Here is a 23,651-nt window from a genome sequence, read left to right as displayed (position 1 = left end):
CAACCTATTGCTTATAAATATAAATTATCGTTTTTCATATTGAACCAAAGCCCTTAATAGCCCAAATTTTTTTATTTTGAATCTGTTCATTGTAGTTTTACAGTAGATTTTATACCAAGTGGGAAAAGGTAGGATTAGGTAACAACACGTGGTAATTTGTTGTTTTTATGGTTATTTTTTACCATTAAATGCACTCTTTGTGAAATTGTATTTTAACACCTAAAATTGCGAAAATTAGCGAAAATCAAAAAAGAGTATTTAAAAGAGCGTTTTTATCGTAAAAATGAGAGAAGGCTTTGAAAGGTCTTTGAAAATCCTTTGAAAAATTTTGAAAAGTCTGTGAAAGCCCAGAAAACCGCCTTTGAAGACCCTTTGACAAAAATCAATCCAAAAATACGAAAAAGGCTCCAAAATAAGCAAAAAATGACCAAAAAAGATTTCCACTTTCATTTTTCATATTAGAGAGGTCTTAAGCCGTATCTTGTGTGGTTTCTAGATGTGTGCTTTCAGCCTCTATTTGACGCTTTAAATGCTGTTTTAGAAGAGGAAAGGTAAGCTCTATTTCTTCCATATCATTGATGTTTTGAACAAGCTCTTGCAACTTTATACAAAGCTCAGCTGCGAGTTCCGCTATATCTTCAGGGGGGGAGTTTTATATTTTCATCGCGATAGGCTCTATAAGCTATTCGCCCAAGTTTTTTTATCAGACCAGCAGGGATAGTTTGTGATTTAAAGCCTGTTGCTTTCGCTTTTGCCATGCTACTAACATCTCGCCTTCACCCGTAACGAGCCAATGAGGATTAATGTTATAGACTCTATGATAGGCGTTAATTGCTGAGGATGTTGGCTCGTGTACTCCAATTTCATAATTGGCAAGAGTAGTGCGTTGTAAATTAAGGCGTTGCGCAAAAATGCTTCGTTCTTCGTTTCCGAGTATTCTTCGTACTTCACGTAGGCGTTTTGCAAGTTCTGTTTGTGGTTTTCTTTCAGGTAGTGCCCTAAAATCACTCCAAATGACAAAAAACTGTTTACAAAAACATTCATGTTGAATCCATTAAAACCATGTTTCTTGTAAGACACAAGCAAGTCAATAATCTTGGTTAATTTAACATAAACAGATTTGCAACCAGAGAATCTTACGATATTCGGAGTACCATTTAGCTTTCAAAATAAAATTTATCATTATATATCAATATGTTATACAAAACTTTATTCAATAGCTCTTCTAACCATACAAAACAGATGCAATATTGGAGATTGAAAAATAGTATGATGATACTTGCCGCTCTTCTCATAAACGCAAAAATAGTGGATATTTTATAAAGGATTGTATTACATAGTTTTTGTGAATAATAAAAAAGCTTTAAGTATAACCTTTTTATCTTGCAAAAATATGGTGAAAAATGGAAATATTTTTCATTAAAATGAGCCGTTTCCTTACCAATTTGTAAGGTTCCTTGCTTATATAAATCTCTTGTAATTTTTAAATAAATCTCCATAATAGAAATAGATATGCTGGAATTTTGTCAGTGATTCTTAAGGGTTTTTGTATTTGCCCAATTAAGGCTTATGCTAAGTTTATTTGTGTAATGACAGAGACACTTTTAAAGCCTTATACCTGACGGAACATATGCTAAAGGATTTTATATTATGGCTAATTTTAAAAATTTACGTTCGGCGCCTACTTCTCACGCCGATGCATCAATTGATCAGGGATTGCGCGACTATATGTTGGGTGTCTACAATACAATGGCCATTGGTTTGCTTATTACAGCTGCTGCCGCTTACGCAATTGTATCATTAGCAACGACAACAGATATGAGCCAAGCAGCAGCTCAAATCAATAGCAGTGTTTATCTGACACCATTTGGAGTAACATTTTATACATCGCCATTCTCTTATATTGTTATGTTTTCACCACTCATAGCAGTTTTATTCCTTAGTTTTAAAATTAATACATTGAGCACAAATGCTGCTCGTAGCCTCTTTTTTGGTTATGCTGCTCTGGTTGGTCTTTCACTGTCTTCAATCGTTTTGCGCTATACGACGGAAAGCATCGTGCAAACTTTTGTCATTTCCGCCGCAACTTTCGGAGCTCTTTCACTTTATGGATACACAACAAAGCGTGATCTCACAGCAATCGGTTCATTCTTATTCATCGGATTGATTGGCTTGTTGCTTTCCATGATTGTGAACATTTTTCTTGGATCAAGTGCTTTGCAATTTGCTATCTCTGTGATTGGTGTTTTTATTTTTGCTGGTTTAACAGCCTACGATACCCAAAACATTAAGTTGATGTATTATGAAGGAGATGGAAGCGACGCCAAAGGACGTAAAGTTATTATGGGCGCGTTGAATCTTTATCTTGATTTCATCAATATGTTTGTCTTCTTGCTACAGTTTCTTGGCTCAAACCGTGATTGATTACAAAAATCATAACTTAATAAAAGAACCTTGTCTCTTTTAGAAACAAGGTTCTTTTATTTTTAGTGTAAGTCTTTACCCTTTGCCTCTTAGGGACTATTCTTTTCGCAAAATGACAAAAATACCTTATAAGCAAAAACTCCCTTGGTTTACCGGTTTTATCCAACAAAAACTCCATAGTTCCCTTTTAAATGCAATTCATAGCCGCTCTCATCATCAATCAAACATCATCAATCAAAATAGTAATTATGATCTGACCGTTGCTTCCTATAATGTGCATAAATGTGTAGGTGTTGATAAAATTTTTAATCCTACAAGAATTGTCCGTGTTATTACTGAATTACAAGTTGACATCCTTGCTCTTCAAGAAGCAGATAAACGTTTTGGGGAACGCGTCGGTTTGATTAATCTTCAGCTATTAAAAGCTGAAACCAGTTTGATTCCTGTACCCCTTAATACTATGTCACCTCATGGCCATGGTTGGTATGGGAATGCTCTTTTTTTGCGAAAAGGATATGTACGTGATATTTTACAAGTCACTCTTCCTAGTATTGAACCACGTGGGGCTATCATTGTAGAGTTGGAAATGGCAGCAGGTCCTATTCGTATTATTGCGGCTCATTTTGGCTTATTACATTACTCTCGTAAACAACAAACAAAAATGCTCCTTGAAATTTTCCAAAAACGCTCCCTTATGCCTACACTCCTCATAGGAGATTTTAATGAATGGCGGATAGGAAAAAGATCATCTTTAAATCATTTTTCTCCCTATTTTGATAGCACTTTTGAAGTTGTACCAAGCTTTCCCTCTCGCTTTCCTTTGTTAGCCCTTGATAGAGTTTTTTCTTTTCCCCACCAATTGATAACAAGTATTGAAAATCACCATTCACCGCTTGCACGCATTGCTTCAGATCATTTGCCTATCAAAGCCTATCTTAATCTTTCCAACGCAATCAACATTCTTAAAAAAAATAAAAAAATTAATGTGCCTCATCCCAATTTTGAGCCGTCATGACTTTTACTTCAAGCGGTACAGATAAAGATAAAACCGGTATTGTGGCATTTTCCATAATATTTTTAACAACAGCTATGGTTTTTTTACTCTCTTCTTCTGGTACTTCAAAAATCAATTCATCATGCACTTGCAGCAACATTTTTGCTGATAGTTTTTCTTCTTTTAAGGCACCTTCCATCTGTATCATAGCGCGACGAATAATATCGGCCGCAGAACCTTGAATTGGAGCATTGATAGCTGCTCGCTCATTAAGGGAACGAATTTTTGCATTCTTTGCTTTTATTTCTGGATAATGGATACGACGTCCAAAAATTGTTTCTACATAACCATTTTCACGTGCAAAGATTTTGGTCTTCTCCATATAATCTTTAATTCCTGGAAATCTTTCAAAATACAGTTTAATATAACGACCCGCTTCTTGACGTGAAATTCCCAATTGATTGGCTAATCCAAAAGCTGAAATACCATAAATAATACCAAAATTAATCGCTTTTGCACGCCGTCGTATATCTGAATGCATTCCCTCTACCGAAACACCAAACATTTGCGATGCTGTTATAGCGTGAATATCATGCCCTTTAGCAAAAGCTTCTTTTAATGCTTTTATATCCGCAATATGTGCAAGAATACGCAATTCAATCTGACTATAGTCAGCAGAAAGTAACACATGTCCTTTGGGAGCAATAAAAGCTGTTCTGATTTTACGTCCTTCAGCAGTTCGCACTGGAATATTTTGTAAATTTGGCTCTGATGATGATAACCGCCCTGTTGATGTTATTGCCAAAGAATAATTCGTGTGAACTCGCCCTGTTTTTGGGAAAATATAAGAAGGCAAGGCATCTGTATAGGTAGATTTTAGCTTTGTAAGTTGACGCCACTCAATAATTTTACGCGGTAAAATATGACCTTCAGCAGCCAACTCTTCTAAGGACTGTGCAGAAGTTGACCATTGCCCACCCTTGGTTTTAGCACCTCCAAGTAATCCCATTTTGCCAAAAAGGATATCCCCTAATTGCTTTGGCGAAGCAAGATTAAACTTTTCATCAGCTTGTTTATAAATTTCCTCTTCTAGAATCAAAGCAGCTTGTGCCAATTCTCCTGAAAGACGCAATAAAATCTGCCGATCAATAAGAATCCCACGTTCTTCCATTCTTGCAAGAACTTCTACAAGGGGTCGATCAAGGCGTTCATAAATTTTTGTCATACCCCGAGCAACAAGTTGCGGTTTCAATACTTGCCAAAGGCGTAGTATTATATCAGCATTTTCTGCCGCATAAACGGTTGCTTGTTTTAAATCTACTTGTGCAAAAGAAGTAATTTTTTTTCCGTTATGCGTTAAATCTTTATAGGCAATTGGTTTGTGTTTAAGCCAACGTTCAGACAAATCATCTATATTATGAGTTAAAGTTCCAGCTTCCAAAGCATATGACAAAAGCATGGTGTCATCAAAAGAGTTTATCACAATGTCGTATTGCTTCATCACTAACCAATCATATTTTATATTCTGACCAATTTTTAACACCGCTGAATCTTCTAATATCGGTTTTAAAAGTGCTAAAGCTTTTCGGGTCTCAATCTGCGAGGTAATGCGCCCGCCCCTCAAAAGATCCTCTTTTCCTTCATCAAAATGTTCAAGAGGTATATAGGCTGCTTTTTCTGACTGTAATGCGAGTGAAAAACCAACAAGCTTTGCTTGCATCGGATCAAGAGATGTTGTTTTAGTATTAAAAGCGAAAAAGCCTTGTTCTTGTACTTGTGATAACCACTCTTTTAAAATTTCTTCATCAAGAATTGTTGTATAAGCATCTCTTGTAATTTTTTGAGTCAGCGCTTGATCTTTACGTTTTTGTGCAAAAACTTGTGGAGAATTTTCAGAAAAATCATGGAGAGATGTGTGCTCAGTATTCTCTATATCAGAATCATGCTTGTGGCTCAGTTTTTCCCATTCAACATCTATGTCAAGTGCATCAATAACAGCTGCATCGCATGTCGTTGCCTCTGCCACGCGACGCGTTAATGTTGAAAATTCCATTGCTTTCAAAAAAGCAATTAAACGTGGACCATCTTGTGGCTCCAAAATAAAATCATCTAAACCATTATCTATAGGAACATCTGTTTTAAGTCTAACAAGTTCACGAGAAATTTTAACTTGTTCTCTATAAGCTTGAATGTTTTCACGTCGTTTTGTTTGTTTAATTTCTGTTACGTTTTGCAATAAAAAATCAAGAGAACCAAACTGATCTAACAACTGGGCTGCAGTTTTTGGACCAATGCCTGGAATACCCGGTACATTATCCGTTGAATCTCCAATTAATGCTTGTAAATCAATCATTTTTTCAGGTGCAACACCCCATTTTTCTACAACTTCTGAGATACCTATATGCTTGTTTTTCATTCCATCATACAAAGATACATGCGTATTTACGAGTTGCATAAGATCCTTATCAGAAGAGATAATGGTTGTTTTTGCCCCAACTTTTGTTGCCAATTTTGCATAGGTAGCAATTAAATCATCCGCTTCAAATCCTTCCTTTTCAATACAAGGCAAATTAAAAGCCTTCGTTGCTTGGCGTATTAGCGCGAATTGAGGAATTAGATCTTCAGGAGGTTCAGTGCGATTCGCTTTATATTCAGGATAAATTTGTTTCCGAAAAGTATCAGATGAATAATCAAAAATAACAGCAAAATGTGTTGGAACAATACCAGTAGCTGTATTACGAGCATCACAAAGTAATTTCCATAACATATTACAAAAACCAGCTACTGCTCCTACAGGAAGTCCATCCTTTTTACGTTTTAAAGGCGGCAAAGCATAATAAGCACGAAAAACATAGCCTGATCCGTCAACCAAAAAAAGATGATCTGTTGCTTTCATGACAATTTTATTTCTCCATTTCAGCTAAAAAAACGAATGACACTTATATATTTTTTTCACTTTGCCTCTAAAAAGCCATTTTTTTTTTTCATAAGACATGAAGTCGTTGCACTTTATATTAAGTACCTAGAGCTTTTCTTTGCTGTTACAGGATTAATAGCTTTCATTTTGCTCCTCCTATGATAGCTGAGGTACGATGTAGCGACAGGGTCGTTGTGGTGTTCCCCTCCCCACAACGACCGTTTTTTTGGCATCCATATTCTTTAATTTAAATAGTGACTTTTTTAGAGAAAAGGCGATGTTATTCATGAATTTTGAAGTCATTCCACAGAGCTTTTTCACCCATCTTGTTAATAAAATCAGCATGCAACCTTTTTTCTTGCGGACCCAATCTTGAAGGTAAAGCTTGTGGGCGAATTTTAACTGCATAAGATGTATCTTTATCATTCTGGATATGTTCATAAACACCCCTCCTGTTATCAAAACCCAATACACCTTGCTTTCCACCGATCAGTTCAATATAAACATCGGCTAGAATCTCTGCATCAAGCAAAGCACCATGAAAAACACGATGGCTGTTATCAATTCCAAAACGTTTGCATAAAATATCAAGAGAATTAGGACCCATAGGAAATTTACGCCGTGCCATGGCCAATGTATCAAGAATATTATCAACACTAATAAGCGGTTTATTGACACGTTTTAATTCTGCATTAATAAAACCAATATCAAAACTCGCATTATGCGCAATCATTGTCGCGCCTTTGATAAATTCCAAAAATTCATCAACAATATCACTAAAACTTTTCTCGTTTTTTAGGCGTTCATTGGTTAATCCGTGAATTGCTACAACTTCCTCAGGAATAATAACGCCTTCAGGGTTTAAATAAACATGAAATTGGCGTCCCGTAAGATAACGATCAACCATTTCTACACAACCAATTTCGATTATGCGATCTGTCTCTTTATCTAAACCTGTTGTTTCTGTATCAAAAATAATTTCCCGCATGACTTCAATTCTTTAGTTTTTTTATCACATCAAAAACCTGTTGACGTGTATTCTCTAAATCTTTCCCTGTATCAATAATAAAATCAGCACGTTCTCGTTTTTTTTCATCAGGCATTTGTAGAGCGTTAATAAAGGCAAATTTTTTCTCATTCATACCTTGGCGAATCATTACACGTTCTTTTTGTATTTCTGGTGGAGCAGAAACAACAATTATGCTATCGACACGACTTTCACCATTTTTTTCAAACAGGAGTGGAATATCAAGGATAACTAATTTTTTCCCTTGTTTACGCGCTATATCAATAAATTCCCTTTCTTTTTCTTGCACCAAAGGATGAATTATTTTTTCTAATGTTTGTAATTTTTCCTTATCATCAATCAAAATCTCAGAAAGTTTCAAACGGTTAACTTCACCGTTTTCAACAACACCAGGAAAAATAAGCTCTATGAATGACAAAGCTGGCTCACTTTTATAAAGCTGTTGTACTGCTTCATCAGCACTAAAAACAGAAATACCCGCTTGCTTGAAAAAATCAGCAACTGTTGATTTTCCCATAGCAATTGATCCCGTTAATCCTATGATTTTCATTCTCTTTTTTCACCCATATCCTCTAAAATGGCTGTCCGTAACGCTTTTGTTACCTGTGGTCTTATTCCAAACCACTGTTCAAACCCTATAACAGCCTGATGTAGAAGCATCCCAAGCCCATCAACCGTCTTGAGATCACAAGCCTTTGCCTGTTGTAAAAAAGGAGTTATCAATGGTGTATAAATAATATCTGTTACTAACGCCGTTTTTTTTGCTTTACTAAAATCGCAAAAAAAAGAAGCACTTTTTTCTTCTGGATTTTTTATGCCAATAGAGGTTGTATTAACAATCAAATCAGCTTGATGAAGTATTTCATGGATTTTATGCCAATCGTAAACTTTAATGGATTTTCCAAAATGCTGAGCTAAATTATCGGCGCGTTGTTTTGTCCGATTAATCAAATAAATCTGTTTAAATCCGCGTTTTTTTAAGGCATATATGATAGCGCGTGCGGCACCACCTGCTCCAAAAACAAGAGCTGTTTCCCCTCCCCAATCAGATGCAAAATCATCAAGATTAGCGCTAAAACCATAGGCATCGCTATTTGTGGCACAAAGCTTATCTCCTTCATACCAAAGTGTATTAACAGCACCAATCATTGTTGCTCTTTCATCTTTATAATCTGCTAAACGAAAAGCTTCCTGTTTATAAGGCAAAGTAACATTTCCTCCACAAAAGCCTATTTTTTGTAAAGACGCAATAAAATGACTGAATTCTTCAGATGTTACTTCTTGTGCAAGATATTCTCCTTGTAAACCGTATTGTTTAAGCCAAAAATTGTGAATTTTGGGCGATTTTGAATGATGAATTGGAGAACCAACGACAAAAGCACGCGGATAATTTGTCTTTTTTATTGTTAAGTCAACCATCAATAATTCCTAAATGACGCAGTTTTACGAGTAGAGGCAGTAAAGGTAAACCAACAATGGTAAAAAAATCTCCATCAATTTTTTCAAAGAGTTGAATCCCTTCCCCTTCAATTTGATATACTCCCACGCTGTTTAGAACATCTTTCCCTACGCGTACTAAATAACGTTCAATAAACTCTGACGAAAGAAAACGAACAGACATATGTGCACTAAAAGCTTCAACCCAAATTTTTTGACCATTTTTAAATAAAGCTACCGCACTATGAAGAGAATGTTTTTTTCCTGATAACTCACATAAACGTTGATGTGCTTCCTCAATATTTGTTACTTTATGGAAAATTTTACCTTCTAAATCAAGCACTTGATCACAGCCAATAACGAAAGCATCAGGAAAACGATCTGAAACATTTTTTGCTTTTGCGCTCGCAAGAAAACAGCTGAGTTCTTTAGGTGTTTTTTCTTTTGCTTTTTTTTCTATTTCTCTTTCATCAAAAGAAGCTCCTTCAATGAAAAAATTTAAACCTGCCTTTTTTAATAATTGTGCACGATAAAAACTAAGAGATGCTAATATTAACGTATCTGCGTTCATGAGAATTTTCTCTCATTTTCCTTCACGAAATCGTGATAAAAGTTCAAATATTGCAGCAGCAGTTTCTTCAATAGAGCGTCTTGTGACATCAATAATAGGCCAACCAAAACGTTCGCAGATGCGTTTTGCATAGATTAATTCTTCAGCTATGTTGATACGATTCGTATAACTATCAAGAGCAAAACCTTCTCCCAAATCTCGATTCTGTCGGATATGTGAGATTCTTTCAGCTGAAGCAATTAAACCAATAGTTAAAGAATTTTTTGCCTCTAAAAGAGATTCTGGCAAATCAATATTAGGAATAAGAGGAACATTCGCCGTTTTTATTCCGCGATTTGCTAAATAGATACTTGTTGGTGTTTTAGAAGTTCTTGAAATTCCCACAAGGATCACATCTGCTTCAGATAAGCTATTGGAAGACTGTCCATCATCATGCTCTATTGTAAAATCTAGTGCCTCAATACGATGAAAATAATCTGCATTAAGATCATGTTGTGCACTCGCACGTAAATGTGTTGGCATTCCAAGGTAAGACTGAAAAGCATTCAAAACAGGATGTAATATATCAATGCAGGGAACTTTTATTTTTTTGCATCTTTTTTGAAGGAGAAGTTTAAGTTCTTCATCAATCATTGTGTAAAGAACAATACCTGGTTCTTGTTGTATTTCATCAAGAGCTTTTTGTAACTGTATTTTATTACGAATCATAGGATAGATATGTTCTGTCGTCTGACACATTGTATACTGTGATGCTACAGCTCTTCCCACAGAGATTAATGTTTCTCCCGTTGCATCAGAAAGCATGTGTAAATGAAAGGATTTTTTTTCTTTTGTCACAAAAATTTTAACTCCTTGTTAAGAAATGTGTATATATCTTTACTGCTTTTTATAAAACTAAAATTTAGGAAAAATTCTCTGTTTTTATGCACAAATTAAATGCTTGTGATAAGCTAACACCTCTTATAAAAAAAGAGAGGATAATATTTTTAAGATCGTGTTATTTTTATTCTTTTTTTAGTTTCTTTTGTGGAAAAAATTGAGGATAAATAAAGCATAAATAATAATCCACACTAAACACAGTTATAAATAAAAAATCCTTTTAGTATAAATTTATTAATATAAATTTCTGTAAAAAATACTTTTGAATAGCACTTCATTGATGTTATAAGTTTAATTCATATTTTCATTATAAATTAATTAAATACTTTTGGATTTTATATTTTTCAAATTTTTCATATAATTACTTAATATTACAGGAATAAATTTCATATAAATGGTACTTGCAGATTGAAAAAATTGAGTGTAAAATATTTTTCTTCTTAATAATATTTCATTCATAATTTTCCATAAATTATTTAAGATAATTCTCTCCTTAATTATAAAGAGCATATTTCATGCAAAAAATGAAACTACAAGAGCTTAAAAGCAAAAATCCCGTTGAACTTGTTTCTTTTGCTGAAACATTAGAGGTCGAAAATGCCTCCCTTATGCGCAAACAAGAGTTAATGTTTGCTATCTTGAAAAAACTTGCCCTACAAGATGTAGAAATTATAGGAGAGGGTGTTGTTGAAGTTTTACAAGACGGATTTGGATTTTTGAGATCTGCTGACGCTAATTATCTTCCTGGTCCTGATGATATTTATCTTTCACCTGCGCAAATACAGGCCTTTTCTTTAAAAACAGGTGATACCATTGAAGGCCCTATACGTAGTCCAAAAGAGGGAGAACGTTATTTTGCTCTCCTTAAAATTAATACAATTAATTTCGAAAAACCTGAAAAGATTCGTTATAAAATTCATTTTGATAATCTTACTCCTCTTTATTCAAATGAACGTTTTCAAATGGAAATACAAGATCCTACAGAGAAAGATATGTCATCACGCGTGATTGATTTAATATCTCCATTAGGAAAAGGGCAAAGAGGATTAATTGTAGCACCTCCTCGAACGGGAAAAACAGTTTTACTTCAAAATATTGCTCATTCTATTACCACTAATCATCCTGAATGTTACCTTATTGTTCTTCTAATAGATGAACGACCAGAAGAAGTTACTGATATGCAGCGTTCAGTGAAAGGAGAGGTGGTTTCTTCTACTTTTGATGAACCTGCAATACGTCACGTACAAGTGGCAGAAATGGTCATTGAAAAAGCTAAACGTCTTGTTGAATATGGACGTGATGTTGTTATTCTTCTCGATTCTATTACGCGTCTTGGCCGTGCATATAACACAGTTGTTCCTTCTTCAGGTAAAGTTTTGACAGGTGGTGTGGATGCAAACGCTCTCCAGCGTCCAAAACGTTTTTTTGGTGCAGCACGTAATATTGAAGAAGGTGGATCTTTAACCATTATTGCAACGGCTTTGATTGATACAGGAAGTCGTATGGATGAGGTTATTTTTGAAGAATTTAAAGGAACAGGTAATTCGGAAATTGTTCTTGATCGAAAAGTTGCTGATAAGCGTATTTTTCCTGCTATGGATATTTTAAAGTCAGGAACGCGTAAGGAAGAACTTTTAGTGGAACGACAAGATTTGCACAAAATTTTTGTTCTTCGTCGTATTTTAGCATCTATGAATGTAACAGATGCAATTGAATTTTTGATTGATAAATTAAAACAAACAAAAAACAATAGTGAATTTTTTGACTCAATGAATACGTAGAGTCATTAAAGTTTTTATTAGGATAAAACCTGTGGATACAATCTTTGCTATTTCGAGTGGATTGTTACCTTCAGGGGTTGCAGTCATTCGGCTTTCTGGTCCTCATGTTGTGGATATAGTCAAAACGCTTTGTGGTCGTTTACCTAAAGCACGCTTTATGCATTATGGAAATCTTACTGCTCGTGATGGTAGTTTTTTAGATTCTGGTTTAACTGTTTTTTTTCCTGCTCCTCATAGTTTTACGGGGGAAGATTGTGCAGAATTCCATTTGCATGGAGGAAAAGCTGTTGTTAGTCGTTTTCTCGATGAATTGTCGACATTTTCTGGATGCCGTATTGCAGAGGCAGGTGAATTTTCACGGCGTGCTTTTATGGAAGGAAAATTAGATCTTGTTCAAGCAGAAGGTCTTGCTGATTTAATAGAGGCAGAAACGGAAAGCCAACGGCGTCTAGCTGTTATGGGTACAAGTGGAAATTTAACGACGCTTTATCGTGATTGGCGTCATAAGCTTATGAAGGCGCGTGCTTTTATTGAAGCAGAACTTGATTTTGTTGATGAAGCAGATATTCCCAACGCAATATCTGATAAAGTTTGGAAAGATGTGGAAGATCTTTGTGCTTCTATTAGAGAATATATTACTGAAGGAGAGCGTGCAAGTATTTTACGTGATGGATTAAAAATTGTTATTGCTGGGGCTCCAAATTCTGGAAAATCAAGCATTATGAATCGTCTTGCAGGAAGATCTGTTGCTATTGTAACAGAAGAAGCAGGGACAACTCGTGATGCTTTAGAAATGAGGATTATTCTTGGTGGTTTACCTATTTTTTTAACGGATACTGCTGGTTTTAGAAAAACAGAAAATAAAATAGAACAAATGGGAATAGAAGTTGCTAAACAGCATGTTAGGGAAGCTGATTTGGTTATTTTGGTTTATGATATAGGAAATCCTAAACAAGTTGATTTACCAGAAACGTCGGCTAAAATATGGTGTGTTGGAAATAAGCTTGATCTTTATGAAAAAAATAATCAGAGTTGGTCTATACAATTTTCCGCATTAACTGGTTTAAATTTTGATTATTTTATCAAAGAACTTGAATCATTTTGTCATCATCGTGCTTCTGAAATTGGAAATATTGTTCCGGCGCGTAAAAGACAACTTCAATTATTAAAGGAGGCTGTTAAAGAGATTGAATATTCTCTTAATTATCATTCTCTTGATCTCAGTTTACGTGCAGAACATCTCCGTTGTGCAAGTGATTTTCTTGGAAAAATTACAGGAGATATTGATGTTGAAGATTTGCTTGATATTATTTTTTCAGAGTTTTGTGTTGGTAAATAATGATTCACGTGAAACATTGATTATTTCATAGACAGATTATAAAGATTATGTAATTTATATTCTGTTTCACGTGAAACCTTAGAATATTTTCTACGGAATGAATAAAATGCAATCATATGATGTTGTTATTGTTGGTGGTGGTCATGCTGGCTGTGAAGCGGCTTCAGCTTCAGCGCGTGTAGGAGCCAAAACAGCGCTTGTTACACATAAAATATCATCACTGGGAACAATGTCGTGTAATCCTGCTATTGGTGGACTTGGAAAAGGGCATCTAGTTCGTGAAATAGATGCTTTAGATGGTCTCATGGGAAGAGCAGCAGATGCTGCTGGAATTCAGTTTAGACTACTTAATAGACGTAAAGGACCGGCAGTAAGAGGACCACGGACACAGGCGGATCGACAACTTTATAAAAAAGCAATTCAAAAATTATTAAAAGAACAAGAAAATCTTACTCTTATTGAGGATGAAGTTATTGATCTGGTTGTTAAAGATAATTGTGTATCAGGTGTTATTTTAAAAAAACAAGGAACAATTTTATCTGGTGCTGTTGTTTTAACAACAGGAACATTTTTAAATGGCTTTATTCATATCGGTGATAAAACATGGGCTGCTGGACGTATGGGAGATCAGTCAAGTGTGCAACTTGCTAAACGTTTAAAAAATTATCATATAAAACTTGGTCGATTAAAAACAGGAACCCCTGCTCGTTTGAGTAAAAAAACAATTGCTTGGGATCATCTTCCAAAACAACAAGCAGATGAAAATCCCATTCCCTTTTCTCTTTTAACAGAGAAAATTGAACAACCACAAATTGAATGTGCAATAACACGTACAAATGAGAGAACACATCAAATTATTCGCGAGAATATTTATCGTTCTGCTTTATATTCTGGAAATATTGAAGGGTTAGGACCACGTTATTGTCCTTCTGTTGAAGATAAAATTGTGAAATTTGGAGAACGTGATGGACATCAGATCTTTCTAGAACCAGAAGGATTAAATGATGATACTGTTTATCCAAATGGTCTTTCTACTTCTCTTCCTGAAGATGTACAAATTTCTCTATTAAAAACCATTGAAGGGTTGGAAAATGCTATAGTTTTGCAACCTGGTTATGCTATTGAATATGATTTTGTTAATCCACAACAATTAACGAGAAGCTTAGAATTACGTTCTTTACCGGGTTTATTCTTAGCAGGCCAAATTAATGGTACAACAGGATATGAGGAAGCAGCAGCACAAGGACTTTTAGCTGGATTAAATGCAGCACGTAAAGTAGGTAAATTAGATGAAATACTTATAAGTCGTTCTACCGCTTATATTGGTGTTATGGTTGATGATTTGGTTTCACGTGGTGTTTGTGAACCTTATAGGATGTTTACATCACGTGCTGAATTTCGTTTATCTTTACGATCTGATAATGCTGATATGCGTTTAACACCTTTGGCACAAAAATGGGATATTGTGAGTAAAATACGTTGGGAATGTTATCAGAAAAAACAACAACAACTTGATCAGGCACGATCAATATGTCAAAATCTTTTTTTTACACCCAATGAAGCTTCTGCTCATGGATTACACGTTAATCATGATGGAATTCGTCGTTCGGCTTATGATTTTCTTGCTTATCCTCATATGACTTTAGAGCGTCTTTCAGATTTTTGGCCACAATTACAAACGATTGATTCTAAAATAGCAGAATCTTTAGAAATTGAGGCACAATATGCGGTTTATTTAGATAAACAAGCACAAGATATTGCTTCTCTTCAGAGAGATGAGCGTTTAGAAATTCCTTCTTCTCTTGATATTCAGGCAATTTCAGGTCTTTCAAATGAACTTAAATCAAAAATTCAAGAAGTGTCGCCGCGTTCAATTGCTGATGCACAAAAAATTGATGGCATGACACCCGCCGCGTTATCGCTTATTATTACATATATTCAACGTCAACGACGTGAAAAGGCTAAAACAGCTTAATGGATTTTTCTACAGAAAAAAAATATCAACAATTATTAAATATTGTTCCTTCTGTTTCACGTGAAACGATGGAAAATTTAATTCAGTTCGAGTCTTTAATACTTCAATGGAATACACATATTAATTTGATATCTGCTACAACAATACCAGATCTATGGACACGGCATATTCTAGATTCAGCACAAATTTTTCCTTTGTATGCTCATTCTTTACATTGGTGTGATTTAGGATCAGGAGGAGGTTTTCCTGCAATTGTAATTGCTATCTTTTTGAAAGAAAAAAAAGTAGGACATATTAATCTTGTTGAAAGTAATGGGAAAAAAGTTGCTTTTTTGCGAACAGTTATTGCTCAACTTAATCTTCCAGCAACAGTTTATCACGCTAGAATTGAAGATGTATATCAAAAAATTCCCATATCTGATATTATAACGGCACGGGGATTAGCGCCGCTCAATACTCTCTTACAACTTATTTTTCCTTTATTAACAGAAAAAACAATTGCTCTTTTGCAAAAAGGTCGGGATTACGCTACAGAAATAAAAAATGCCTCTGCCAATTGGCACTTTGATCTGTTAAAACATAAAAGTAAAGTTGATGAAAATTCTGTTATTTTGGAAGTTTCTCATATTCGATCATATAGAGGGTAGAGCAAAATGAGCGAAACACGAATTATCGCTATTGCAAACCAAAAGGGTGGAGTCGGAAAAACAACCACAGCAATTAATCTTGCAACAGCTTTAGCAGCTATTGGTGAAAATGTTCTGATTATGGATGTTGATCCACAAGGTAATGCTAGTACAGGTTTAGGGATTGATCGTAATAACCGTCCTTTATCTTCTTATGATGTTTTGGTTTCGGGAGTTTCAATTACACAGGCGGCTTTAAAAACAGCAGTACCCAATCTTTATATAGTTCCCTCTACACTTGATCTCTTAGGTGTGGAAATGGAAATTTCTTCATCACAAGATCGCATACAACGCTTACGTAAAGCTCTCTATGATGATCCGGAAATGGAAAAAAAATTCAATTATATTTTAATTGATTGTCCTCCCTCCCTTAATCTTTTAACACTTAACGCTATGGGAGCAGCAGATTCTGTTTTGGTGCCTATGCAATGTGAATTTTTAGCGCTTGAAGGTTTAAGTCAATTACTTGAAACAGTAAAACAAGTGCGATCCGTACTTAATCCATCTTTAGAAATCCAAGGTATCGTTCTAACAATGTATGATGGACGTAATAATCTTTCAAATCAAGTTGTTGAAGATGTACGTTCTTTTATGGGAGATAAAGTTTATCGTACTGTTATTCCACGAAATGTAAGAGTATCAGAAGCACCCTCTTTTGGCAAACCTGTGTTGCTTTATGATCTCAAATGTGCTGGGAGCCAAGCTTATTTACGTCTAGCATCAGAAATGATTCAACGTGAAAAACAAGCACGTGCTGCTGCTTAAAAATGTAAAAAATTTTGTAAGAAAACTCAAAGAGCAAAATTATGAATGATGATCAATCAAAAAAAAGACTGGGACGTGGATTAGCAGCATTGATTGGGGATATCAGTTTAAACAACGATCTTACACGTTCATCAAATACTGACAAATTTGCAGAGTCCAATACAGTTTCTCCTGTTTCTGAACGATTTGTTCCTCTTGAATCTATTTCGTGCAATCCGCATAATCCGCGACGCCATTTTACCGATTCAGAACTTGATAATTTAGCACAATCAATTCGCCAGCATGGTGTTGTTCAACCTGTTATTGTAAGACCATCACGTGATCATCACCATCGGTTTGAATTGATCGCTGGTGAGCGTCGTTGGCGCGCTGCACAACGTGCAAATTTAAGTCAATTGCCAGTTATTATTCGTGATGTTGATGATAAAACTGCTTTGGAATTGGCTATTATTGAAAATGTTCAACGTGCCGATCTTAATCCTATAGAAGAAGCAAAGGGATATGATATGCTTCTAAATGAACATGGATATACGCAGGCAGATTTAGCACAAGTTATTGGAAAGAGTCGCAGTCATGTTGCTAATACGCTTCGTTTGTTAAAACTTCCACCAAAAGTACAACAATTCTTAACTGATGGGCAAATCTCTGCTGGTCATGCACGTTGTCTTATAACTGTTGATAATCCACAAGATTTAGCCGAAAAAATTATTAGTGAAGGGCTTTCTGTACGTCAAACCGAAATACTTGCATATGAGCAAGCTAATCCTAAAACTAAAAAACGTACCACTATGGAGAAAGATACAGAAACAAAATCTCTAGAAAAATTGCTTGCAGACGTGATCGGAATGAAAGTGACTATTCGGCATGGCAAAAAAGGTGGTGATTTAAAAATACGCTATTCTTCACTAGAACAATTGGATGATATTTGCCGACGTTTGCAAAACTAATTAATTGTCTAAAATAGTAAGAACTCTATCAATATATTTTTGATCGAAATTTAAATTATCTGAAGATATAGTATTTTTTTCATTGAAAAGAATTTTTTATCTTTAAAGGCTATTATTGCAGCTAAAGTTGTTTGATATATTTTCTTAAAGGATCTGTTAGTTTTGATTTAGCAGAAATGGAGGTGATGAGCCCTTCAATGCTGTTATCATTTCCGGTATTGGATGCCTTTGGCTCTGGAGGTAAATCTTCAATTTCTTTTTTTATCTGTTTTATTAGAGAAAATTCTCTGTTAAAGGATTATTTGTAACGATATTTTGATTGCTGATAGGTGAGAGAATAAATAGATTATCATCCCCTTTTGCCATTGTTATTTGAGTATATACTATAGAAAGAAAAAAGGGGAATAAATGCAATACAAACTTCAACGTGGTTAAAAATTATCCTTTCTTCTCCTGATTTCAGCAAAGACTCTTCGTTGCTAAGTTAATTAATTGTTTAATAGCACAGATCCTATTGACGAACGTTTTCTGAAACTCTATGCACTTCGCACATATGTTTTTTACTAAATTCCAGATTCTTTAAAACTATATCTCTTTCACTGGGAGAAAGTTCCTCTTCTTCTGGGCCTTCAGTGACTTGGAAAAGCATCATTAATAAGTGTTTGAGCGCCTTGCAGGCAGCAACAAAATCTTTAGGTGTGATATTGTTGTTTTTTTAAATAGCCATTATTTTTGGTTGTTTAAAAATATAAGAGGCATACCATTCAATACTACTGTCATGCTGAATTTTTCTGCAACTTTTAGTGAGCTTTTATCAAATCTTTTACAATTTTTTCCATTTTAAAAAGCAAGTCTTCTGTTAAGGGATAATTGTCTATATCGGATGTCATTGCTACTTGAGGATATGTTACAAAAAGAAAAAGGGGAAACAAAAGTAACACAGGTTTCAACATGGTTAAAAATTATCCTTTCTTCTCCTGATTTCAGCAAAGACTTCTTCATCTGTTTCTTTTTCCATCGCAAGTTCTTTTCTTAACGTACTATCATCCCAGCGGAGGAAAGGGTTAATAGCTTTTTCTTGCCCTAAGGTTACTGGTAAAGTCATAGCGTTTTTTGCACACAATAAAAAAACATCCTCCACCCTTTTATGAAGTTTTTGATTATGTGGATCAAGTGTTAATGCGAAAAGAGCATTGGTTTTGGTGTATTCATGACCGCAATAAAGAAGTGTCTTATCGGGAAGTTGACGAATTTTTTTTAAAGAGTTCAGCATTTGAGCAGGTGTTCCTTCGAAAAGACGTCCACAACCGAGAGAGAAAAGTGTATCTCCAGCAAAGATCAAACCCTCCTGGGGAAAGTAATAAGATAATGCGCCCAAAGTGTGCCCAGGTGTTGAAAGAGCTAAAAGCGGGTGCGTGCCAAAGAAAAAATTTTCATCGGGTTGAAGTGTTTGATCAAGATGATGAATCTTTTCTTTCTCTGCTTCTGGTCCGATAACCATAGCATTATATACTTGTTTTAATTCTTCTACAGCTTCTACATGATCGTGATGATGATGCGTTACAAAAATAGTTTGAAGTGTCCAGTTACGGCGTTTTAAGGCGTTATGAATCGCTTTACTTTCAGGCGCATCAATAGCAGCTGTATAGCCGCTTTTTTCATCATGAATGAGTACGCCAAAATTATCTTTTCGACAAATAAACTGTTCAATCAACATGTTTTTCTCCTGAACAGTGTTTTGTGATGAATCTACAAAATAATATATAGTAGTGAATTTTGTTAAGAATCAGAATTGTCCTCTTCTGTGAAAAGCCCTTTTGAATGTTTCATAATGATAGGCATTTGAGTAAACATAAAGAGGACTGTTAGGGGCATGACGCCAAATACTTTAAAACTTGTCCAAAAATTATCACTAAAATTGCGCCAAATGATTTCATTCAAAAGAGCAAGAAAAACGAAAAAGAATGCCCAACGATAGGTAAGTTTTTGCCAGCCTAAATCATCAAGTTTTAAGGTAGAATCAAGAGCATAACGTAAAAGTGGTTTTTTAAAACACATACCACCAAAGAGGATGAGCGCAAATAAGCTATTAATAATCGTTGGTTTCATTTTGATGAAAGTTTCATTATGAAGCCAAAGAGTTAAAAAACCAAAAACTAAAACAAATATTCCTGAAATAAGAGGCATAATAGGAATTTGTCTTGTAAGAATCCATGATAAGCTTAGAGAAATAATAATTGCTACCATAAAAATAGCTGTTGCAGGGAAAATAGGTTTACTAAAATTTTGAAAAAGTCCAATGTTTTTTATCAACCATTCTCCCTTATAATTGGCAAAAAAGAAGACAACCAATGGACCCATTTCTAAGAGAAATTTAAATGTTGGTGAGAGAGGGTTTTTCTTATTATTATTCATATTTTTTTCAGAATTATTGTGTGAATTAAGGTTAGATAAAGGCTGTTTCATGTATGTTTTCCTGCGATAGTTTCGGCAAAGTCAGAAGCAGAAAAAGGTTGAAGGTCTTCAATATTTTCTCCTATACCGATAAAATAAACGGGTAATTTATATTTTGCTGCTATAGCGACAAGAATTCCTCCTCGTGCAGTTCCATCCAGCTTTGTCATGACTAGACCATTAACACCAGCAATATCACGGAAAATCTCCACTTGGTTGAGTGCATTTTGTCCGGTAGTTGCATCAAGCGTTTGAAGGATTGTATGGGGTGCTTGGGGGGTGTGTTTTTTTAAAACACGAATAATTTTTGCCAACTCATCCATCAATTCAGATTTATTTTGTAAACGCCCTGCTGTATCAATAATTAATACATCGCTGTTTGCTTTTTTTGCTTTTTCATAAGCATCAAATGCTAAGCTGGCGGCATCTGCGCCCAATTTTGTCGAAATAACAGGAGAATCAGTACGTTTACCCCAAATATGCAATTGCTCAATAGCTGCGGCTCGGAAAGTATCACCAGCTGCCAGCATAACTTTTAGTCCTCCTGTGGTTAATTTTGCTGCGAGTTTTCCGATTGTTGTCGTCTTTCCAGTGCCATTTACACCTACCAGCAAAATAACATGAGGCTTATAGCTAAGATCAAGTTCTAATGGCATTGCAACAGGTTCCAGAACTTTTTTGACTTCATCAGCTACAATAGTATGAATATCATCTGGGGAGAGGTCCTTTCCGTAACGACTGGAAGCTAAAGTATTTGTGATGCGTGTCGCCGTTTCTACCCCAAGATCAGCTTGGATAAGGATATCTTCGAGCTCTTGCAATGTATCTTCATCAAGTTTTCTTTTAACAAAGAGGTCGCCAATTGATCCGCTTAGGCGTTGTGAAGAAAGGGATAGACTTTTTTTAAGGCGCCCAAACCACGCTATCTTTTTTTGTTCAACAGAAGGTTCAGATAAAATTTCTTCATTCTTTTTTTCACGGATGTCGTCTGTGACAATAATTTTACCAGAAAGGGGAATTTTATCAGAATGGGATTCTAAAAATGGAGATTTTTCGTCATATGTTGTAAGTGTTGACTCTCGATTTTTTGTTTGTTCTTCTTTTTCTGTGTCTATAGAGATTTGGTTATCTTTTGTCCTTTCATTTTTGTCTTTATTTTCTTCTATTATACCGCTTTTATCGGGAATAGAAATCTGTTGTTCCCTTTTCTGCTCTTGAGATTTGTTAAAAGAAAATATTTTTTTAATAAAAGATTTTGTCATAAGAATTTTCCTGCTCAAGCAGCGTTTAATTTTGGAAGGATAGCAATCAATTTATCGCCATCATGATCAACGATAAGGGCTTGAACAATTGTTCCTGCTTTTACACCTTTAATTTGTACAAGAGTATAATCTTCTGTTCGTCCGATTTCATCTTTTTCAACGAGAATTGTTTGTAGACTGTTTTGTAAATGAGCAAGATGCTTTTGGTAAGCCTCCTCACCTGCTTTACGCAATTTTTCAGCACGCATCTTAACTACTTTACGGTCGAGTTGTGGCATACGTGCGGCAGGTGTTCCTTCTCTGGGACTAAAGGGGAAGACATGGAGATGGGTTAAATTACAATCTTTGATTAAGGCAAGACTGTTTTGAAACATCTCTTCTGTTTCTGTAGGAAAACCAGCAATTAAATCGGCACCATAAACCATTGTAGGACGTTTGGCACTCAATTCTTGGCAAAATTGAATGGCATGTTCGCGCAGATGACGCCGTTTCATCCGTTTTAAAATCATATTATCACCTGCTTGCAAAGATAAATGCAGATGGGGCATGATCCTTGTTTCATAAGTTAAAAGATTGATGAGTTCTTCGTCTGCTTCAATAGAATCAATAGATGAGAAGCGTAATCGCGCTAAATCAGGGATATGATGCAAAATTGCTGAAGTTAATTTTCCTAGAGTAGCTTTTCCAGGAAGATCGTGGCCATAACTTGTAAGGTCAACACCTGTAAGGATAACTTCTTGGATACCCTCGCCTATCAGCTTTTTAATTTGTTCTATGACAGCACCCATGGGAACTGAACGAGAAGGTCCTCGTCCATAAGGAATAATGCAAAATGTACAGCGATGATCACATCCGTTTTGTACCTGTACAAAAGCACGGGTGCGCTCTTGCATTGCACTAACCATATGTGGAGCAATTTTTTGTACTTCCATAATGTCATTGATACGTACCTTTTCGGAATGATTAATACCAAAATCAGGAAGTTGACGATAAGAATGGGCGTGAAGTTTATCCTCGTTTCCTAAAACGAGGTCCACTTCTGCCATTGAGGCAAAATTTTGTGCTTCTGTTTGGGCTGCACATCCTGTTACAATAATACGCGCATGAGGATTTTTACGTCGTGCTTTGCGGATAGCTTGTTTTGCTTGTCGTACGGCTTCGGCAGTGACAGCGCAGGTATTAAAGATAATAGCACCATCTTTAAGCTGATCTAGTCCTGAAGAAGTACTTTCTTCGCGAATGATTTCCGATTCGTAGCTATTGAGTCGACAACCAAAAGTTACAATTTCTATTGCCATCAGGAGTGATCCTTTTTGTAGCACCCTGTTAAAGGGCTTAAAAAACCACTAAATTGATATTTTATTGGTCCTGTCATAATAACGTGATCGTCTTCTCGGTAAAAAATATTAAGTGTTCCCTTTGGTAAGTTTACATCAATATGGCGTTGTGTAAGACCACGACAATAAGCAGCCACTGCACTTGCACAAGCAGCACTCCCACATGCTTGTGTTAATCCTGCTCCTCGCTCCCAGGTACGTAAATTTAGACTTTTCTTTGACGTTATGCAAGCAATGGAAATGTTGCACTGTTCGGGAAACAGGGGGTCATGTTCAAGTTTTGGTCCATATTTTTCTAATGGAATATGTTGAATATCATTTTCAACAAAAAAGATAGCATGGAGATTGCCAATAGATATAAGGCAAGCATCTTTTAAGGGACCAGCCGTAATTTCTACGTGATTGGTATCAACTATTTCACGTGAAACAGGCATCTCTTTTGTATTGAAATTTGGGCATCCCATATCAACAGAGATGAGATTATCGGTTTGGTATTTCCCTTCAATAATTCCAGCGGGAGTTTCTAAACGAAATTTCTCACCAAAATTGTGGTCTTTAAGCCATGCAATGACACAGCGGGTGCCATTGCCACAAGCTTTAGCTTTTGAGCCATCAGAATTCCATATTTCAATGCGGAAGTCGGCTTTTTTCTGGGTTGGTGTGTGGATAGCCATGATTTGATCAAAATGCATTTCAGGATCTGCCGACAAAGCAAGGATTGCTTGTGGTGTAAGAGCATGAGTGCTTTCACGCATATCAACAACAATAATTTGATTTCCAAGACCGTCCATTTTGCTAAATGGCGTTTTCATAAAACTTCTCTATTTCTAATGATTACTTATAAAGAGATATATGA

19 protein-coding genes and 1 pseudogene are annotated in these 23,651 nt (G+C 35.5%); 8 read left to right on the top strand and 12 right to left on the bottom strand.

Going from position 1 to position 23,651, the window contains the following annotated elements; genetic code table 11:
* Nucleotides 1-469: 469 nt before the first annotated feature.
* Nucleotides 470-1,015: pseudogene (locus QHG57_RS01955) on the bottom strand (helix-turn-helix domain-containing protein).
* A gap of 635 nt (nt 1,016-1,650) precedes the next feature.
* Here QHG57_RS01955 and QHG57_RS01950 point away from each other — a divergent pair.
* Entirely contained in the window at nt 1,651-2,424 is a 774-nt protein-coding gene (locus QHG57_RS01950; RefSeq protein WP_330169359.1) for a Bax inhibitor-1/YccA family protein, read from the top strand.
* A 112-nt stretch (nt 2,425-2,536) separates the two neighbouring features.
* Complete coding sequence (locus QHG57_RS01945) at nt 2,537-3,439, top strand: endonuclease/exonuclease/phosphatase family protein (RefSeq protein ID WP_330169358.1); 903 nt, start codon at nt 2,537-2,539, stop codon at nt 3,437-3,439.
* On the opposite strand, the gene polA is transcribed toward QHG57_RS01945, so the two are convergent.
* The 6 genes from polA to QHG57_RS01915 all read right to left on the bottom strand — a co-directional run bounded on the left by polA (nt 3,405) and on the right by QHG57_RS01915 (nt 10,207).
* Nucleotides 3,405-6,314, bottom strand: coding sequence for a DNA polymerase I (gene polA / locus QHG57_RS01940; RefSeq protein WP_330169357.1), 2,910 nt, complete (start codon nt 6,312-6,314; stop codon nt 3,405-3,407). The genes QHG57_RS01945 and polA overlap by 35 nt on opposite strands.
* Before the next feature lie 301 nt (nt 6,315-6,615).
* The gene (gene dnaQ, locus QHG57_RS01935; RefSeq protein ID WP_330169356.1) at nt 6,616-7,323 is read right to left on the bottom strand and encodes a DNA polymerase III subunit epsilon; all 708 of its coding nucleotides are present in this window, start codon (nt 7,321-7,323) and stop codon (nt 6,616-6,618) included.
* A gap of 4 nt (nt 7,324-7,327) precedes the next feature.
* The gene (coaE, locus tag QHG57_RS01930) at nt 7,328-7,912 is read right to left on the bottom strand and encodes a dephospho-CoA kinase (RefSeq protein ID WP_330168406.1); all 585 of its coding nucleotides are present in this window, start codon (nt 7,910-7,912) and stop codon (nt 7,328-7,330) included.
* On the bottom strand, nt 7,909-8,781 hold the full coding sequence (locus tag QHG57_RS01925; protein ID WP_330169355.1) for a shikimate dehydrogenase: 873 nt from the start codon (nt 8,779-8,781) through the stop codon (nt 7,909-7,911). Before QHG57_RS01925 ends, coaE begins: the two co-directional genes overlap by 4 nt.
* Nucleotides 8,774-9,370 (bottom strand): Maf family nucleotide pyrophosphatase, encoded by a 597-nt coding sequence (locus QHG57_RS01920; protein ID WP_330168404.1) that lies wholly within the window; start codon nt 9,368-9,370, stop codon nt 8,774-8,776. Before QHG57_RS01920 ends, QHG57_RS01925 begins: the two co-directional genes overlap by 8 nt.
* A 12-nt stretch (nt 9,371-9,382) precedes the next feature.
* On the bottom strand, nt 9,383-10,207 hold the full coding sequence (locus QHG57_RS01915; protein ID WP_330168403.1) for a pyruvate, water dikinase regulatory protein: 825 nt from the start codon (nt 10,205-10,207) through the stop codon (nt 9,383-9,385).
* A 557-nt stretch (nt 10,208-10,764) separates the two neighbouring features.
* Between QHG57_RS01915 and rho the strand changes: the two genes are divergently transcribed.
* The 6 genes from rho to QHG57_RS01885 all read left to right on the top strand — a co-directional run bounded on the left by rho (nt 10,765) and on the right by QHG57_RS01885 (nt 17,742).
* Nucleotides 10,765-12,030, top strand: a complete 1,266-nt coding sequence (gene rho / locus QHG57_RS01910; RefSeq protein ID WP_330168402.1) for a transcription termination factor Rho — start codon at nt 10,765-10,767, stop codon at nt 12,028-12,030.
* Between the two features lie 31 nt (nt 12,031-12,061).
* Entirely contained in the window at nt 12,062-13,369 is a 1,308-nt protein-coding gene (mnmE, locus tag QHG57_RS01905; RefSeq protein ID WP_330169354.1) for a tRNA uridine-5-carboxymethylaminomethyl(34) synthesis GTPase MnmE, read from the top strand.
* 106 nt (nt 13,370-13,475) lie between these two features.
* A complete protein-coding gene (gene mnmG / locus QHG57_RS01900; protein WP_330169353.1) occupies nt 13,476-15,344 on the top strand; it encodes a tRNA uridine-5-carboxymethylaminomethyl(34) synthesis enzyme MnmG in 1,869 nt (622 codons plus the stop codon).
* Nucleotides 15,344-15,991, top strand: a complete 648-nt coding sequence (rsmG, locus tag QHG57_RS01895) for a 16S rRNA (guanine(527)-N(7))-methyltransferase RsmG (protein WP_330169352.1) — start codon at nt 15,344-15,346, stop codon at nt 15,989-15,991. The genes mnmG and rsmG overlap by 1 nt, the downstream gene beginning before the upstream one ends.
* Before the next feature lie 6 nt (nt 15,992-15,997).
* On the top strand, nt 15,998-16,795 hold the full coding sequence (locus QHG57_RS01890) for a ParA family protein (protein ID WP_273722360.1): 798 nt from the start codon (nt 15,998-16,000) through the stop codon (nt 16,793-16,795).
* Nucleotides 16,796-16,836: 41 nt separating this feature from the next.
* Complete coding sequence (locus QHG57_RS01885; RefSeq protein ID WP_330168398.1) at nt 16,837-17,742, top strand: ParB/RepB/Spo0J family partition protein; 906 nt, start codon at nt 16,837-16,839, stop codon at nt 17,740-17,742.
* Nucleotides 17,743-18,697: 955 nt separating this feature from the next.
* Here the strand turns inward: QHG57_RS01885 and gloB are convergent.
* From gloB to dapF, 5 genes are all read right to left on the bottom strand, one after another.
* Nucleotides 18,698-19,459: a hydroxyacylglutathione hydrolase gene (gene gloB / locus QHG57_RS01880; protein ID WP_330169351.1), complete on the bottom strand. Its 762-nt coding sequence runs from the start codon at nt 19,457-19,459 to the stop codon at nt 18,698-18,700.
* A gap of 62 nt (nt 19,460-19,521) precedes the next feature.
* A complete protein-coding gene (locus QHG57_RS01875) occupies nt 19,522-20,208 on the bottom strand; it encodes a septation protein A (protein ID WP_330169350.1) in 687 nt (228 codons plus the stop codon).
* Nucleotides 20,205-21,458, bottom strand: coding sequence for a signal recognition particle-docking protein FtsY (gene ftsY, locus QHG57_RS01870; RefSeq protein WP_330168396.1), 1,254 nt, complete (start codon nt 21,456-21,458; stop codon nt 20,205-20,207). The genes QHG57_RS01875 and ftsY overlap by 4 nt, the downstream gene beginning before the upstream one ends.
* Before the next feature lie 14 nt (nt 21,459-21,472).
* Nucleotides 21,473-22,756 (bottom strand): tRNA (N(6)-L-threonylcarbamoyladenosine(37)-C(2))-methylthiotransferase MtaB, encoded by a 1,284-nt coding sequence (gene mtaB / locus QHG57_RS01865; protein WP_330168395.1) that lies wholly within the window; start codon nt 22,754-22,756, stop codon nt 21,473-21,475.
* Nucleotides 22,756-23,607 carry a diaminopimelate epimerase gene (dapF, locus tag QHG57_RS01860; RefSeq protein WP_330168394.1) on the bottom strand — a complete coding sequence of 284 codons (852 nt, stop codon included), beginning with the start codon at nt 23,605-23,607 and terminating at the stop codon, nt 22,756-22,758. The genes mtaB and dapF overlap by 1 nt, the downstream gene beginning before the upstream one ends.
* Nucleotides 23,608-23,651: the final 44 nt, after the last annotated feature.

Source organism: Bartonella grahamii subsp. shimonis (assembly GCF_036327415.1).
GTDB lineage: Bacteria > Pseudomonadota > Alphaproteobacteria > Rhizobiales > Rhizobiaceae > Bartonella > Bartonella shimonis.
Note: the sequence above shows the minus strand (reverse complement) of the source record. Positions and strands in the feature narration are given on the sequence as shown.

Coding starts and splice junctions, on each gene's coding strand:
- gloB (WP_330169351.1), bottom strand. CDS start 19,459: ATGTTGATTGAACAGTTTATTTGTCGAAAAGATAATTTTGGCGTACTC.
- dapF (WP_330168394.1), bottom strand. CDS start 23,607: ATGAAAACGCCATTTAGCAAAATGGACGGTCTTGGAAATCAAATTATT.
- QHG57_RS01875 (WP_330169350.1), bottom strand. CDS start 20,208: ATGAAACAGCCTTTATCTAACCTTAATTCACACAATAATTCTGAAAAA.
- mtaB (WP_330168395.1), bottom strand. CDS start 22,756: ATGGCAATAGAAATTGTAACTTTTGGTTGTCGACTCAATAGCTACGAA.
- QHG57_RS01920 (WP_330168404.1), bottom strand. CDS start 9,370: ATGAACGCAGATACGTTAATATTAGCATCTCTTAGTTTTTATCGTGCA.
- mnmG (WP_330169353.1), top strand. CDS start 13,476: ATGCAATCATATGATGTTGTTATTGTTGGTGGTGGTCATGCTGGCTGT.
- coaE (WP_330168406.1), bottom strand. CDS start 7,912: ATGAAAATCATAGGATTAACGGGATCAATTGCTATGGGAAAATCAACA.
- QHG57_RS01945 (WP_330169358.1), top strand. CDS start 2,537: ATGACAAAAATACCTTATAAGCAAAAACTCCCTTGGTTTACCGGTTTT.
- QHG57_RS01890 (WP_273722360.1), top strand. CDS start 15,998: ATGAGCGAAACACGAATTATCGCTATTGCAAACCAAAAGGGTGGAGTC.
- ftsY (WP_330168396.1), bottom strand. CDS start 21,458: ATGACAAAATCTTTTATTAAAAAAATATTTTCTTTTAACAAATCTCAA.
- QHG57_RS01950 (WP_330169359.1), top strand. CDS start 1,651: ATGGCTAATTTTAAAAATTTACGTTCGGCGCCTACTTCTCACGCCGAT.
- QHG57_RS01925 (WP_330169355.1), bottom strand. CDS start 8,781: ATGGTTGACTTAACAATAAAAAAGACAAATTATCCGCGTGCTTTTGTC.
- polA (WP_330169357.1), bottom strand. CDS start 6,314: ATGAAAGCAACAGATCATCTTTTTTTGGTTGACGGATCAGGCTATGTT.
- rho (WP_330168402.1), top strand. CDS start 10,765: ATGCAAAAAATGAAACTACAAGAGCTTAAAAGCAAAAATCCCGTTGAA.
- rsmG (WP_330169352.1), top strand. CDS start 15,344: ATGGATTTTTCTACAGAAAAAAAATATCAACAATTATTAAATATTGTT.
- dnaQ (WP_330169356.1), bottom strand. CDS start 7,323: ATGCGGGAAATTATTTTTGATACAGAAACAACAGGTTTAGATAAAGAG.
- QHG57_RS01885 (WP_330168398.1), top strand. CDS start 16,837: ATGAATGATGATCAATCAAAAAAAAGACTGGGACGTGGATTAGCAGCA.